The organism is Roseomonas sp. HF4, assembly GCF_005222755.1.
Taxonomy (GTDB): domain Bacteria; phylum Pseudomonadota; class Alphaproteobacteria; order Acetobacterales; family Acetobacteraceae; genus Neoroseomonas.
The window spans coordinates 78,555-91,895 of sequence record NZ_STGD01000008.1 but is presented as its reverse complement, the minus strand read 5'-3'; the positions used below and the strand labels follow the sequence as shown (position 1 = coordinate 91,895).

The 13,341-nt window shown below is 73.8% G+C and carries 11 protein-coding genes; 7 read left to right on the top strand and 4 right to left on the bottom strand.

Features of this window, described 5'->3' with window-relative positions:
• Window positions 1-87 precede the first annotated feature (87 nt).
• A complete protein-coding gene (lysA, locus tag E8M80_RS13790) occupies window positions 88-1,428 on the top strand; it encodes a diaminopimelate decarboxylase (RefSeq protein WP_137126287.1) in 1,341 nt (446 codons plus the stop codon).
• Complete coding sequence (locus E8M80_RS13785) at window positions 1,413-4,079, top strand: TIGR02302 family protein (protein WP_137126286.1); 2,667 nt, start codon at window positions 1,413-1,415, stop codon at window positions 4,077-4,079. Before lysA ends, E8M80_RS13785 begins: the two co-directional genes overlap by 16 nt.
• A 211-nt stretch (window positions 4,080-4,290) precedes the next feature.
• Here E8M80_RS13785 and E8M80_RS13780 read toward each other — a convergent pair whose 3' ends face one another.
• Window positions 4,291-5,328: an amino acid ABC transporter substrate-binding protein gene (locus E8M80_RS13780; protein ID WP_137126285.1), complete on the bottom strand. Its 1,038-nt coding sequence runs from the start codon at window positions 5,326-5,328 to the stop codon at window positions 4,291-4,293.
• Between the two features lie 105 nt (window positions 5,329-5,433).
• Between E8M80_RS13780 and E8M80_RS13775 the strand changes: the two genes are divergently transcribed.
• The 4 genes from E8M80_RS13775 to E8M80_RS13760 all read left to right on the top strand — a co-directional run bounded on the left by E8M80_RS13775 (window position 5,434) and on the right by E8M80_RS13760 (window position 9,239).
• Window positions 5,434-6,186, top strand: coding sequence for an SDR family NAD(P)-dependent oxidoreductase (locus tag E8M80_RS13775; protein ID WP_137126284.1), 753 nt, complete (start codon window positions 5,434-5,436; stop codon window positions 6,184-6,186).
• Window positions 6,187-6,278: 92 nt separating this feature from the next.
• Window positions 6,279-7,349 (top strand): TRAP transporter substrate-binding protein, encoded by a 1,071-nt coding sequence (locus E8M80_RS13770; protein ID WP_137126283.1) that lies wholly within the window; start codon window positions 6,279-6,281, stop codon window positions 7,347-7,349.
• Window positions 7,350-7,365: 16 nt separating this feature from the next.
• Window positions 7,366-7,959, top strand: coding sequence for a TRAP transporter small permease subunit (locus tag E8M80_RS13765; protein ID WP_137126282.1), 594 nt, complete (start codon window positions 7,366-7,368; stop codon window positions 7,957-7,959).
• Window positions 7,956-9,239 carry a TRAP transporter large permease gene (locus E8M80_RS13760; RefSeq protein ID WP_137126281.1) on the top strand — a complete coding sequence of 428 codons (1,284 nt, stop codon included), beginning with the start codon at window positions 7,956-7,958 and terminating at the stop codon, window positions 9,237-9,239. Before E8M80_RS13765 ends, E8M80_RS13760 begins: the two co-directional genes overlap by 4 nt.
• 122 nt (window positions 9,240-9,361) lie before the next feature.
• On the opposite strand, the gene E8M80_RS13755 is transcribed toward E8M80_RS13760, so the two are convergent.
• Window positions 9,362-10,177, bottom strand: a complete 816-nt coding sequence (locus tag E8M80_RS13755) for a tetratricopeptide repeat protein (RefSeq protein WP_137126280.1) — start codon at window positions 10,175-10,177, stop codon at window positions 9,362-9,364.
• 90 nt (window positions 10,178-10,267) lie between these two features.
• Between E8M80_RS13755 and E8M80_RS13750 the strand changes: the two genes are divergently transcribed.
• Window positions 10,268-11,155 (top strand): SDR family NAD(P)-dependent oxidoreductase, encoded by an 888-nt coding sequence (locus E8M80_RS13750; RefSeq protein ID WP_137126279.1) that lies wholly within the window; start codon window positions 10,268-10,270, stop codon window positions 11,153-11,155.
• Here E8M80_RS13750 and E8M80_RS13745 read toward each other — a convergent pair.
• The gene (locus tag E8M80_RS13745) at window positions 11,084-11,860 is read right to left on the bottom strand and encodes a carboxylesterase (protein ID WP_137126278.1); all 777 of its coding nucleotides are present in this window, start codon (window positions 11,858-11,860) and stop codon (window positions 11,084-11,086) included. The genes E8M80_RS13750 and E8M80_RS13745 overlap by 72 nt on opposite strands.
• A 271-nt stretch (window positions 11,861-12,131) precedes the next feature.
• The gene (locus tag E8M80_RS13740) at window positions 12,132-13,298 is read right to left on the bottom strand and encodes a fumarylacetoacetate hydrolase family protein (RefSeq protein ID WP_137126277.1); all 1,167 of its coding nucleotides are present in this window, start codon (window positions 13,296-13,298) and stop codon (window positions 12,132-12,134) included.
• Window positions 13,299-13,341: the final 43 nt, after the last annotated feature.

Below are 13,341 nucleotides of genomic sequence, written 5' to 3'. Positions count from 1 at the left end.
AGACGGGCGGGAGGCCTCGGGAGGTGCATCCTTACCCGGCCTGTAACGCGCCTTGCGCAAGGCCTGCGCCGACCCGACAATGAGGGGATGGCCGCGCCCCTTGCCCTGACCGACGCCGAAGACCCGTCCTTCGCCGAACTGCTCGCGCTCCGCCCGCACCTGTCGCTCCACGCCATGGACGGGCTGGTCATGGAGGAGGTTCCGCTGGCGCGCATCGCGGCCGAGGTCGGCACGCCCGCCTGGGTCTATTCGGCCGGCGCGCTCCGCCGCCGCGCGCGGGCGCTGAAGGCGGCGCTGTCCGGCGCCGGGCTGGCGGCCACCATCCACTTCGCGATGAAGTGCAACGACAACCTCTCGGTGCTGAAGGTGCTGGCGGCCGAGGGCCTCGGCGCCGACGTCGTCAGCGAGGGGGAGTTGCGGATCGCGCGCGCCGCGGGCATCCCGGGCAGCGCCATCGTCTTCTCGGGCGTCGGCAAGACGGCGACCGAGATCCGCCACGCGCTGGAGGAGGACATCTTCCAGATCAACGCGGAAAGCGCCGAGGAGATCGAGACGATCTCCGCCATCGCCGTGTCCCTGGGCCGCACCGCTCGCGTCGCGCTCCGCGTCAATCCCGACGTGGACGCCAAGACCCACGCCAAGATCACCACCGGGAAAAGCGAGAACAAGTTCGGCGTCCATTTCGACGAGGCGCCCGCCATCTACGCCCGCATGGCCGCGCTGCCCGGGATCGCCCCGGTCGGCATCGCGACGCATATCGGCAGCCAGATCACCGCCGGCATGGCGGCCTACCGCGCGGCCTACGCCCGGCTGGCCGAGATGGTGCGGATGCTGCGCGCCCAGGGCCTGCCGGTCGAGCGGGTCGATTGCGGCGGCGGCCTCGGCATCCCCTACCGCGACGAGCCGGCGCCGACGCCGGAATCGCTCGCCGGCGCCATCCGCGCGACGCTGGGCGACCTCGACCTGCCCGTCATGCTCGAGCCCGGCCGCTGGATCGCAGGGCCGGCGGGCGTGCTGCTCGCCGCCGTCGTGCTGCAGAAGCAGGGCGCGGCGCACCGCTTCGTGGTGGTGGACGCCGCCATGAACGACCTGGTGCGCCCGTCGATGTACGAGGCGTGGCACGGCATCGTCCCGCTCTCCGCCGCGCGCGCCGCCGCCCCCCTCTCCCCGGCCGAGGTGGTCGGCCCTGTCTGCGAGACCGGCGACACCTTCGCCCGCGGCCGCCTGCTGCCGCACCTGGCACCGGGCGATGCCGTGGCCTTCCTCGATGCCGGCGCCTATGGCGCTGTGATGTCCTCCACCTACAACGCCCGGCCGCTGGCGCCGGAGGTCCTGGTGGACGGGGCGCGCTTCGCGGTCGTGCGGGAACGCCAGACGCATGACGCGCTGCTGCACGGGCAGCGCCTGCCGGAATGGCTCGTCCCGTGAGCCCCGCCGGGCCCGACGGCCACGTGCCGCGCCCGGATCCGCCGCCGCGCGGCCGCCCCGCCGCGACCGACCGCCTGGCCCGCCGCCTGGCCCGCCGCCTGGCCCGCCGGACCCGCCTTGCGCGCCTGGCGCTGTGGTGGGAGGCCGCCTGGGTCGCGCTCTGGCCGCCGCTCGGCGTGCTCGGGCTGTTCGGGGTCGTGGCACTTTCGGGGCTGCCGCTGGTGCTGCCCTGGCCGTTGCACCTGCTGCTGCTGGCGGGCTTCACCGCGGCGCTGGTGCACACCGTGCGGCTTGCCGCCCGCCGGCTGGCGGCGCCGACGGTCGCGGCTGCCGAACGCCGGCTCGAACGCGATTCCGGCCTCGCCCACCGGCCGATCGCGACGCTCGGCGACCGTCCCGCCGGGCGCGACCCGGTCGCGCTCGCATTGTGGGAGGCGCATCGCCGCCGCGCCGAGGAACGGCTGGCCGCGCTCAACGTCTCGCGCCCCCGCCCCGGCTTGCCGCTGCGGGACCGGCGGGCGCTGCGCGGCGGGCTCGCGGTCGCGCTGTTGGCCGCGCTCGGCGTGGCGGGGACCGAGGCACCCGAGCGGCTGCGCCGCGCGCTGGTGCCGGCCTTCGGTGGCGCGGCGCTGCCGGTCGCGCCCGCGCTCCGGCTCGAGGCCTGGATCACGCCGCCCGCCTATACCGGGGCCGCGCCGATCTTCCTCGACGCGGCCGGCGGAACGGTCGCGGTGCCGGCGGGCAGCCGCGTGCAGGTGGCGGTCTCGGGCGGCACCGGCGGCGTGCCGGACCTGCTGCTGGACGAGGCGGCGACGCCGTTCCGGCGCCTCGACCGCGGGTCCTACGCCGCGGAGCACGCGCTCGACGCCGGGGCGCGGCTCGCGGTGCGGCGCGACGGCGCCGAGATCGCCGCCTGGACGCTGACCGTGCGCGCCGACGCGCCGCCGACCGCGGCCTGGGACCAGCCGCCGGCGCGCGCGACGCGCGGCCTCGCGGTCCGGCTGCCCTGGCGCGCGGCAGATGATTGGGGCCTTGCCGGGCTGCGCGTCGAACTGCGCCTCAAGCCCCGGCCCGAGGCCGAGCCCCTCGTGCTCGACCTGCCGCTGCCAGGCGGCAGCCCGCGCGACGCCCATGGCGCGGCGCAGCCGGACCTGTCGGCGCACCCCTGGGCAGGGCTCGAGGTCGAGGCGCGGCTTGTCGCGCGCGACCATGCCGGGCAGGAGGGCCGCAGCGAGGGCGCCTTCCTCGAATTGCCGGAACGCTCCTTCACGCATCCCGTCTCGCAGGCGCTGATCGCGCTGCGCAAGGCGCTGTCGGTCGACCCCACCGCGCGCGCCGCGGCGCGGCGGGAGCTCGACCGCATCGCCGGCGCGCCCGAGGCCTTCGAGCATGACAGCGGGACCTTCCTCGCGCTGCGCAGCTCGCGCCACCGCCTCGGCCGCGACCGGCGGGAGGAGGCGGTGCCCGAGGTGCAGGAGATCCTGTGGGATGTCGCCGTGGCGCTGGAGGAAGGGCGCACCGACCGCACCGCCCGCGCGCTGGCCGAAGCCCGCCAGGCGCTGCGCGACGCGCTGGCCGAAGCCCGCCGCGACCCCGACAGCCGCACGCCCGAGCAGCGCGCCGAGCTCGACCGCCGCATCCAGGAATTGCGCGAGGCGATCCGCCGCCACCTGGAAGCCCTGGCCGAGCGCCTGCAGCGCGAGAACGCCGAGGCGCTGCCCTTTGACCCGCAGCAGCGCCTGATGGACCAGCGCGAGCTCGACCGCCGCACGGAGCGCATGCAGGACGCCGCCCGCGAAGGCCGCACCGAGGACGCCGAGCGCGAGCTGGCGGAACTCGAGGAGATGCTCCGCGCGCTCGAGGAAGGGCGCAACATGCGCGCCGAGGAACGGCAGCGTCAGCAGCAGCGCCAGCGCGGCCAGCAGCAGATGGGCGTCGTGCAGGACATGGTGCAGCGCCAGGGCCAGATGCTCGACCGCGGCCACCAGCGCGCCGAGCAGGAGGAGCGCGAGCGCCGGCAGATCCGGCGCCCGCCGCAGCCGCGGCGCTTCGACCAGTCGCCGCCCACCGCCGCCGAGCCCACGCCCAACCCCGAGCGCCAGGCCGAGAGCGCCCAGGATGCGCGGGTGCAGCGGGCCCTCCGCCGCGCGCTCGGCGAAGTGATGCAGCAATTCGGCGACCTGACCGGAGAGGTGCCGCCACAACTTGGCGAGGCCGACCGCGCCATGCGCGATGCGGCCGAGGCCCTGGCCGAGGGCGGCGATTCGCGCGATGCGCAGCAGCGCGCCATCCGCGCCCTGACCGAAGGGGCCCGGCAGATGGCGCAGCAGATGCAGCGCCAGTTCGGCCAGGGCCAGCCCGGCGAGGGCGAAGGCGAAGGCGAGGGCGAAGGCCAGGGCATGGCCGGCGACCAGCGCGGCGGCGAGGGCGACGACCAGGCCTCCGAGCAGGGCCAGGGCCGCGACCCGCTTGGCCGGACGACGCGGGAATCGCCGGGCGGGCAGGACAACGCCTCCGACACGCGCGTGCCGGACGAGGCGGAACTGCTTAGGACGCGGCGGATCCAGGAGGAACTGCGCCGGCGCGGCGCGGAGCGCGAACGGCCGCCGGCGGAACTCGACTACATCGACCGGCTGCTGCGCCGGTTCTGACCAGGCGGGGCGTGGCGCGACGCCCCAGGGCGGGCGTAAGGTCGGGGGAGGGGAACCTCCCCCGATCCCCCTCCCTTCCTTGGCACCCGGTGCCAATCCTGGAATGCGGATGCCAGACGCCAAAGAAGGTTGAGGGGGCGGTCCGGGGGGAGAAGTTCCCTTCTCCCCCCGCCCTGTTCCCGACCGGGGTCGTGACCCCGGCCGGGCCGCGTCACCGCATCGGCAGCGCGTACAGCAGGCCGCCGTTGGTGTGCAGGTTGTTCGGCCCGCGCGGCAGCGCGACCGAGGTCGTCTCCCCCATCGTGCGCTCGTAGATCTCGCCGTAATTGCCCACGGCGCGGATCGCGTTGTACGCCCAGAGCGGGTCGAGCTTCAGCGACTGCCCGAGTTCCGGCGTCACGCCGAGCAGGCGGCGCGTGTTCGGGTTGGGCGAGGTGCGGCGCGTCTCCTCGGCATTCGCGCGGGTGATGCCCTGTTCCTCGGCCTCGATGATGGCGGTCGTGTACCAGCGGATGATGTCGTACCAGTTGTCGTCGCCGCGGCGGACATAGGCGCCGTAGGGCTCCTTGCTGAAGCGCTCGGGCAGGATCGTCCAGTCGCGCGGGTTGGGCATCGACGCGCGCACGCCGGCCAGCTGCGAGGCGTCTGTGCCGAAGCTGTCGCAGCGCCCGGCGACCAGCGCCGCCTGCGCTTGGTCCGTGCGCTCGAAGACCACCGGCTGGAACTGCACGTTGACCGAGCGGAAATAATCCGCCGTCACCTGCTCGTTCGTCGTGCCCTGGATCAGGCAGATGGTCGCGCCGCCCATGTCGCGCACGCGCTGCACGCCGGCATTGGCCCGCACCATGAAGCCGTGGCCATCGTAGAAATACGTCGTGACGTGCCTGAGGCCGAGCGTCGTGTCGCGCAGCATGGTCTGGGTGCTGGTGCGGTAGAGCACGTCGATCTCGCCCGACCCCAGCGCGGTGAAGCGCGTGGAGGACGACAGCGGGATGAAGCGAACCTTGGACGGGTCGTTGAAGATTGCGGCTGCGAGGCCGCGGCAGAACTCGACGTCGAGCCCCTGCCAGACGCCGCGGCTGTCGGGCAGCGCGAAGCCCGCGACGCCGGTGTGGATGCCGCAGTTCAGCGTGCCGCGCGCGCGCACGGCATCGAGCGTCGGGCTCGGGGTCGTGGTCTGCGCGGCCGCGCCGCCGGCGGCGACCGCGCCGGCAAGGGCGCAGGCGACAGCCAGGCTCCTGAAGGCCATGATGAAATCCTCTCCTGTTGCAGGTCTCCCGGCGTCATGGTCGCGCCTGCATCCGGCGAGGTCAATGTTCCCGCCGTTGTCCATGCTCCACGTGAGGACGTCCGCATGCCCGACCGCTTCGCCCGATACCCGAGCCTCGAGGGGCGCGCCGTGCTCGTGACCGGGGGCGCCGGCGGCATCGGCGCCGAGGTCGTGGCCTGCTTCGCCGCGCAGGGTGCCCGCGTCGTCTTCCTCGACTTCGACGAGGCCGGCGGCGGGCGTGTGGCGGCGGAGACGGGCGCGCTGTTCCTGCCCTGCGACCTGCGCGACGTGGCCGCGCTGCGCATCGCGGTGGCCGAGGCGGCGGCGCGGATCGGCGACGTCACGGTCCTCGTGAACAACGCCGCGCGCGACGACCGCCACGCGCTCGAGACCGTCGAGCCCGACTACTGGGACGAACGGATGGCGACCAATTTGCGCCACCAGTTCTTCTGCGCCCAGGCGGTCGTTCCGATGATGCGGCGCGCCGGCGGCGGGTCGATCGTCAACCTCGGCTCGGTCTCGTGGATGAACCGGCAGGGCGGGATGCCGGCCTACACGGCCGCGAAGTCCGCGGTGCGCGGCCTCACGCGCGGGCTCGCGCGCGACCTCGGGCCGGACCGCATCCGCGTGAACGAGGTGGTGCCCGGCTGGGTCTACACCGAGCGCCAGGTCGCGCTCTGGGTCACGCCGGAGGCGGAGGCGCGCAGCCAGGCGAGCCAGTGCCTCAAGGGCCGCCTGCAGCCCGGCGACATCGCGCGCATGGTGTTGTGGCTCGCGGCCGACGACAGCGCGATGGTGACCGCGCAGCACTTCGTGGTCGATGGCGGCGGATCCTGAGGCGCGGTTTGACTTCGCCGCGCGTCGCGTGATCTGCTGACCCCGGTCACGAGCGCGCGGCATCGCACCGCGCGACGGGGAGGGAGATTTCCATGCGCCTCGCATCACTTTGCGCCGCCGCGCTGTTCGCCGCCGCCGGCACCCTTGCCGCGCCGTCGCCCGGCACGGCGCAGCAACTGCCCGAGACGCGCGTGCGTGTCGTCGGCTATTTCTCGAACCTGCTGCAGACGCGCGAGCTCGAGCGCCCCTTCTGGACGCAGCGCATCCCGCAGGCCTCGGGCGGGCGCATCACGGCCGAATACACCAACCAAGACACGGTCGGCGTGCGCGACTTCCAGATCCTGCGCGTGCTGCAGCAGGGCGTGACCGACTTCGGCGCGACCGACATCTCGAAGATGGCGGGCGACGACCCCGTGTTCGAGGGATGCGACCTCGCCGGCATGGTGGACGACATCCGCACCGCCCGGCGCGCCTGCCAGGCCTGGCGCGCGGCGATGGCGGCCTCGATGGAGCAGAAGTTCAACACCCGGCTGCTCGCGCTGTTCCCGAACCCGTCGATTGTCTACTGGTGCAACACGCCGATCCGCAGCCTCGAGGACCTTCGCGGCAAGCGCGTGCGCGTCTTCAACATCACGCAGGGCGACTTCGTGCGTGCCGTGGGCGCGGCCGCCGTCACCATCCCCTTCCCCGAGGTGGTGCCCGCCATGCAGCGCCGCGTCGTGGATTGCGGCCTGACCGGCACGCTGTCGGGCAATTTCGCCGGCTGGCCGGAGGTCACCACGCATCTCTTCACGCTCAACGCCGGCTGGTCCATCGCCTACCATGCGGTGAACCGCGACGCCTGGAACCGCTTCCCGCCCGCCGTGCAGCAGTTCTTCACCCAGCAGTTCGAGACGCTCGAGAACGAGCTCTGGGACCTGATGGACCGCGCGACCGAGCAGGGCATCGCCTGCAACACCGGCCGGCCGGACTGCACCATGGGCCGCCCCGGCAACATGACGCTGGTGCCGGTGCCGGCCGCGGATGCGGCGCGGCGCACGCAGATCCTGAACGAGACGGTGCTGACCGCCTGGGGCCGCCGCTGCGGCCGTGCCTGCGCGGAGCGGTGGAACCAGTCGGTCGGGCCCATCGTGAACCTGCGGATCCCGCTGGAACGGCTCTGAGGCCGGCGCCGGACCTATGCAGCGGCTGATCGCGACCGCCACCACGATCAGCCGCGCCGGCGCCTGGTTCGGCGGCGCGCTGGTATTGCTGGCCGCCGTGATCGTCGCGGTGGACGTGGTGCTGCGCGCGGCGCTGTCGGTCACGATCGGCGGGTCGGACGAATTGTCGGGCTATGCGCTCGCCATCGCCAGCGCCTTTGCCTTCGCGCTGGCGCTGCTCGACCGGGCGCATGTCAGGATCGACACGCTCTACACCATCCTGCCGGTGCGCATCGCCGCGCTGTTCGACCTGCTGGCCATGGCGGCCATGGTGGCGCTCGCGGTGTTCCTTGCGATGCAGGGCTGGCGGGTCTTCGCGCAGTCCTGGACGCTGGGCGCGCGGGCGCTCACGCAACTCAACACGCCGCTGTCGGTGCCGCAGGCGCTCTGGGTGGCAGGCCTCGGTTGGTTCGCGCTGGTGGCCTGCCTGCTCATGCTGCGCGCCCTGGCCCTGCTGCTGCGCGGCGACATGGCGGGCATCACGCACCTGATCGGCACGCGCACTGCGGCCGAGGAACTGGCCGACGAACGCGCCGCGCAGCAGGCCGTCCGGCGCGGGGCCGCGTCGTGATCGGCGTCGCGATCGGCGTCCTGGTCGGGCTGCTCGCGCTCTCGCTGCCGGTGGCGGCGGCGCTGATGGGGCTCGGGCTTACGCTCGACATCTTCTATTCCTTCCTGCCGCTGCGCCGCGTGCTGGGCGACACCGCCTGGGGGGTCGCGACCGACGTCGTCCTGTTCTCGATCCCGCTGTTCGTGATGCTGGGGGAGATCATGCTGCGCTCGGGCATCGCCGAGCGCATGTACGACGCCATGGCGCGTTGGCTCGGCTGGCTGCCGGGCGGGCTGATGCACGCCAATGTCGGCACCTGCACGATGTTCGCGGCCATCTCCGGCTCCTCGGTCGCGACGGCGGCCACGGTCGGCACCGTCGCGGTCGGGCAGATCAAGGCGCAGGGCTACAATGAACGCCTGTTCCTCGGCACCATCGCGGCGGGCGGGACGCTCGGCATCCTGATCCCGCCCTCCATCCCGCTCATCATCTATGCGGCGCTGACCGACACCTCGATCCCGCAGCTCTATCTCGCGGGCATCCTGCCGGGGCTGATCCTGGCGCTGCTGTTCATGCTGACGGTCATCCTGGCCTGCGTGCTGCGCCCGTCCTGGGGCGGGCAGCGCCCGCGCGTGACATGGGCGGAACGGCGCGCCTGCCTGCCCGACCTGCTGCCGCCCTTCCTGATCTTCGTGGCCGTGATCGGCTCGATCTACGCCGGCCTCGCCACGCCTACCGAGAGCGCGGCGCTCGGCGTCCTCGCGGCGCTCGTTCTCGCCTGGCGGCTCAAGGCGCTGTCGCTCGCCATGCTGCGCGCGGTGTTCGAGGGCACCATGCGCACCACGGCCATGATCATGCTGATCCTGACCGCCGCCTACTTCCTCAACTTCATCATCGGCTCTATCGGGCTCGGCCGCATGGTGACGGAGGCGATCGGCGCGCTCGGCCTGACGCCGACTGAAACCATCATCGCGATCGTCGTGTTCTACTTCGTGCTCGGCATGTTCATGGAGACGCTGTCCATGATGGTCGCGACGGTGCCGCTGGTGATGCCCGTGGTGGTGAGCCTCGGCCTCGATCCCGTCTGGTTCGGCGTGCTGATGATGCTGCTGCTCGAGACCGCGCTGATCACGCCGCCGGTCGGCTTCAACCTCTTCGTCGTGCAGGGGGTGCGGGAGAGGGGGCCGGTCAAGGACGTCGTCATCGGCGCCGTGCCCTTCGTGATGACGCTGCTCGTGATGATCGCGCTGCTGATCGCCTTCCCGCAGATCGCGCTGTGGCTGCCGCAGGCACTGCGCTGAGGTCCATGCCAGCCGCACGCGACCTTCATCACCCGAGCCGCATGGCCTGATGGCCGCTTCGGACCGGCGCAGGAGTGTCGGAGCATGCCGATGCCGGCAGTCGTGCCGTTCGACCGTGCGTATCAGCGCAGCGCCGGCCCCGCCTCGATCAGGGCCAGGTTCTGCGCGGCCAGGTCCGCCGCCGCGCCATCCGGCGCCAGTTCCACCACGCGCTCCCAATCCGTCCGCGCGCCCGTCGCGTCGCCCTGCACCTGACGGATGATGCCGCGTTCCAGCAGTCCCTCGACGTTCAGCGGGTCGAGCGACAGCGCGCGCGCGATGCTCTCGGCCGCCGGTGGCAGGCGCTCCAGGCGCCGGAGCGCGGAAGCGCGCAGCACCCAGGCCTCGACCAGGCCGGAATCGGCGCCGACCGCGCGGTCGAGGTCGATGAGCGCCTCGCCCGGCCGGTCCAGCGCCAGCAGCGCGCTGCCCCGTTCGGTCAGCAGGCCGGCATCGACCGGCACCAGCGCCAGCGCCAGCGTCAGCGCCGCATGGGCACGCTGCGGGCGGCCCGCGGCGGTCCAGGCCTCCCCGGCCTGGCCGAAGACGGCGGCGCGCGCCGCGAGGCCGGCATCGCTCCGCGCCGCGATGCGCTCCAGTGCCTCGGCCGCGCGCTCCGCCTCGCCCAGCGTCAGCATCGCGAGCGCGGCGCAATGGGCCGCGGCTTCCCCGCCACCCTCCATGCCCCAGCTGTCCGCCAGGCTGCGCGCGCCCTGCGGGTCGTCCTCGAGCATGTCGAGGCAGCGGCCGTATTCCGGCGCATCGGACAGGCGCGGCGGCTCGGGCGGCGTCGGCAGCGGCGCCTCGGGGCCGCTGCCCGCCATCCACCACCAGGCGCCGCCGCCCGAGACGAGCAGCAGCGCCGCGGCAGCGACCGCCAGGATGCGCAGGTATGGCATGGCGACAATCTAGACCACTTCCCGCGTGGCTGTAATCGGCTGCGTGCGGCGCCCCTGGCCGCCCGGCACCGGCGATGCCAGATGAAGGCCATGACGGAACGCAGGCTGCTGGTGGCGGGGCTCGGATACGCAGGCGCGGCGGCGGCGCGCGCCGCGGTCGCGGCCGGCTGGGCCGCCGATGGTACCGCCCGCGACCCCGCCGCGGCGAAGCCGCCGCCCGGCGTCGACCTCGTCGGCTTCGACGACGCGGGCGCCGCCCTGGCGCGCGCGAGCCACCTCCTTGTCACCGCCGCACCGGGTGAGGGGGGGGACCCCGTCCTGCGCGCGCACCGACCGGCGCTCCAGGCCGCGCTTGCAGCAGGTACGCTGCATTGGATCGGCTACCTCTCGACCACCGGGGTCTACGGCGACCGCGGCGGCGCGTGGGTGGATGAGGCGACGCCGCCCGCGCCCGGCCAGCCGCGCTCGGCCCGGCGGCTCGCGGCCGAGCAGGCCTGGCGCGACCTCGTGGCCGGGCGCGCCGCGCTCGACATCTTCCGGGTGGGCGGCATCTACGGGCCGGGGCGCTCGCCATTCGACGACCTCGCCGCCGGCACGGCGCGGCGCGTGGTCAAGCCGGGCCACGCCTTCTCCCGCATCCATCGCGACGACATCGCCCACGCCGTGCTGGCCGCCGCCCGGCAGGACCCGCCGCCCGGGGCGCGGGTGCTGCACCTCGTGGACGACGAACCTGTCGAGAATGCCCGCGTGGTCGAGGAGGCGGCGCGGCTGCTCGGCGTGCCGCCACCGCCCGAGGTCCCGTTCGAGGCCGCGCGTGCCGCCATGTCGCCCATGGCGCTGTCCTTCTGGGCGGAGAACCGGCGCGTCGCCAATGCGGCGACCAGGCAGGCGCTCGGGATCGCCTGGCTATACCCGGACTTCCGCGCGGGCCTCGCCGCCATCCTCGCGGAGGAGCGGCGCGAGCGTCTCGCCCAGTAGGGCCAGGTCCTGCGGCCGCGACAGCCGGTGGTCGCCGTCCTTGACCAGGTGGATGCGCACGTCGCCGCCCGCCAGCGCCTTGCCGATCCGCAGCGCATGGTCCCAGGGCACGTCCGGGTCCTGCTGGCCCTGCAGGATGCGGACCGGCGCCGTGACCTCCAGCGACCCGCGCAGCAGCAGGTGGCGCCGCCCGTCCTCGATCAGCGCGCGGGTGATGGGATAGGGGGCGCCGTACTCGCTCGGCCGCATCCAGCGGCCGTCGCGCAGGATGGCGGCGCGCTGGTCGTCGGTGAACTCGGCCCAAATCAGGTCCTCGGTGAAGTCGGGCGCGGGGGCGATGCCGACGACCGCGCGCACCGCCATCCGCCGCGCCAGCAGCAACGCGATCCACCCGCCCATGGAGGAGCCGACCAGCACCTGCGGACCCTCGGCCAGCGCCTGCACCACCACCGCCGCATCCTCGGCCCAGCGCCCGATCGTGCCGTCCTCGAACCGCCCGCCGGAGGCGCCGTGGCCGGAATAGTCGAAGCGGAGGAAGGGCGTGCCGCGCGCCTCGCACCAGCCGGCGAGGAACTCGGCCTTGGTGCCGGTCATGTCGGAGTTGAAGCCGCCGAGGAAGACCACGCCGGGGCCATGGCCGCGCATGCGGCGCCAGGCGAGGGGGATGCCGTCGCCGCGGTCGAGGGTGCCGGTCTCCTGCCTCATGCGGGCGGTCCCGGGGAGGGCGCTGCCGTCCCCGAGCCCCACGCTGTCCTCGGGGAGAGCTCCGCGCTCCCCGAACCCCGCGCTGTCCTCAGGGAGGGCTCCGCCCTCCCCGAACCCCTCCGGCCAAAGGCCGAAAGGCCTTTGGAAACCGATACCTGGCGCCGGGCACGACCGTTGGCGCCCGGGTGCCAAGGTGATGGTTCCCAAAGGCATTTCGGCCTTTGGCGGGGAGGTCCGGAGGGGCAGCGCCCCTCCGCTGCGCGCGTCCCCCTCACGGCCTCGGCAGCCCGCGCCGCGCCAGCGACGCGAACAGCGCCCCCGCCCCGAAGCTCCAGGGCGGGCATTCGTCCGTCCGGTCCACCTCGTTGACCAGCGCGCCAAGGCGCGGGCTCGCGATCCGCACCACATCGCCCTCCTTGTGCGTGAAGCCCATCCCCGGCGCGCCGCGGTCCTTGGAGGGGGAGAAGGGCGTGCCGAGGTAGAGCACCGCCCCGTCCGGATACTGGTGGTGCGCGCCGATCATCTGCGCGACCAGCTCGGCCGGGTCGCGGCTGATGGCGCCGACTGCGCCCCGTTCCTCGAGCGCGAAGCCGTCCCGCCCGGCGATGGTCAGCGCGATCTCGGCCCGTCGCACGTCCTCTAGCCCGAAGCCGTCGTCGAACAGGCGGATCAGCGGCCCCAGCGCGGCCGAGGCGTTGTTGTCCTTGGCTCGGCCGAGCAGCAGCGCGCTCCGCCCCTCGACGTCGCGCAGGTTGACGTCGTTGCCCAGCGTCGCGCCCTGGATGCGGCCGCGGCTGTTCACCACCATCACCGCCTCGGGCTCGGGGTTCGACCAGGCGGAGTTCGGATGCACGCCGACCTTGGCGCCGAGCCCGACCGCGGCCATCGGCGGGCATTTCGAGAAGATCTCGGCATCGGCCCCAATGCCGACCTCGAGGTACTGGCTCCACCAGCCCTTGGCCACCAGCGCCGCCTTCACGCGCATCGCCTCGGCGCTGCCGGGCACGAGGGTCGCGAGGTCGTCGCCGATGATCTCGCGCACCTCGATCCGCACGGCGGCGGCGAGCGAGGCGTCGCCGCGGCAGCGTTCCTCGATCACGCGCTCCAGCATCGAGCGCACATAGGTGACGCCGGCGGCCTTGACCGCCTGGAGGTCGACGGGAGCGAGCAGCCAGGGCGCCGCCGCGTCGCGCGCGTCATGCGCCGAATTGCCCACCAGGGCGTCGAGGTCGAGCGCCAGCGGTGCGCCGCGCGCACGGATGGCGGCCGCGGGTCGGTCCTCCTCCATCCAGCGGGACATGATGCCGAAGGCCGGCGTCATGTCGAAGACGGCGCCGCCGATCAGGCCGATGATACAGGGGCCGCCGGGCGTCATGATGCGGCCGGCGAAGGCGCCCGCGTCCAGGTCCTCCGGCAGGCAGGTACGGTCGAGCCGCATGCGCGTTGTCCTCCCCGGTCAGCGCCGACAGGCTGGCCGCGTG

Bases quoted from the DNA above. Each gene is read 5' to 3' on its own strand.
- lysA (WP_137126287.1), top strand. From the start codon at position 88: ATGGCCGCGCCCCTTGCCCTGACCGACGCCGAAGACCCGTCCTTCGCC.
- E8M80_RS13785 (WP_137126286.1), top strand. From the start codon at position 1,413: ATGGCTCGTCCCGTGAGCCCCGCCGGGCCCGACGGCCACGTGCCGCGC.
- E8M80_RS13780 (WP_137126285.1), bottom strand. From the start codon at position 5,328: ATGGCCTTCAGGAGCCTGGCTGTCGCCTGCGCCCTTGCCGGCGCGGTC.
- E8M80_RS13775 (WP_137126284.1), top strand. From the start codon at position 5,434: ATGCCCGACCGCTTCGCCCGATACCCGAGCCTCGAGGGGCGCGCCGTG.
- E8M80_RS13770 (WP_137126283.1), top strand. From the start codon at position 6,279: ATGCGCCTCGCATCACTTTGCGCCGCCGCGCTGTTCGCCGCCGCCGGC.
- E8M80_RS13765 (WP_137126282.1), top strand. From the start codon at position 7,366: ATGCAGCGGCTGATCGCGACCGCCACCACGATCAGCCGCGCCGGCGCC.
- E8M80_RS13755 (WP_137126280.1), bottom strand. From the start codon at position 10,177: ATGCCATACCTGCGCATCCTGGCGGTCGCTGCCGCGGCGCTGCTGCTC.
- E8M80_RS13750 (WP_137126279.1), top strand. From the start codon at position 10,268: ATGACGGAACGCAGGCTGCTGGTGGCGGGGCTCGGATACGCAGGCGCG.
- E8M80_RS13745 (WP_137126278.1), bottom strand. From the start codon at position 11,860: ATGAGGCAGGAGACCGGCACCCTCGACCGCGGCGACGGCATCCCCCTC.
- E8M80_RS13740 (WP_137126277.1), bottom strand. From the start codon at position 13,298: ATGCGGCTCGACCGTACCTGCCTGCCGGAGGACCTGGACGCGGGCGCC.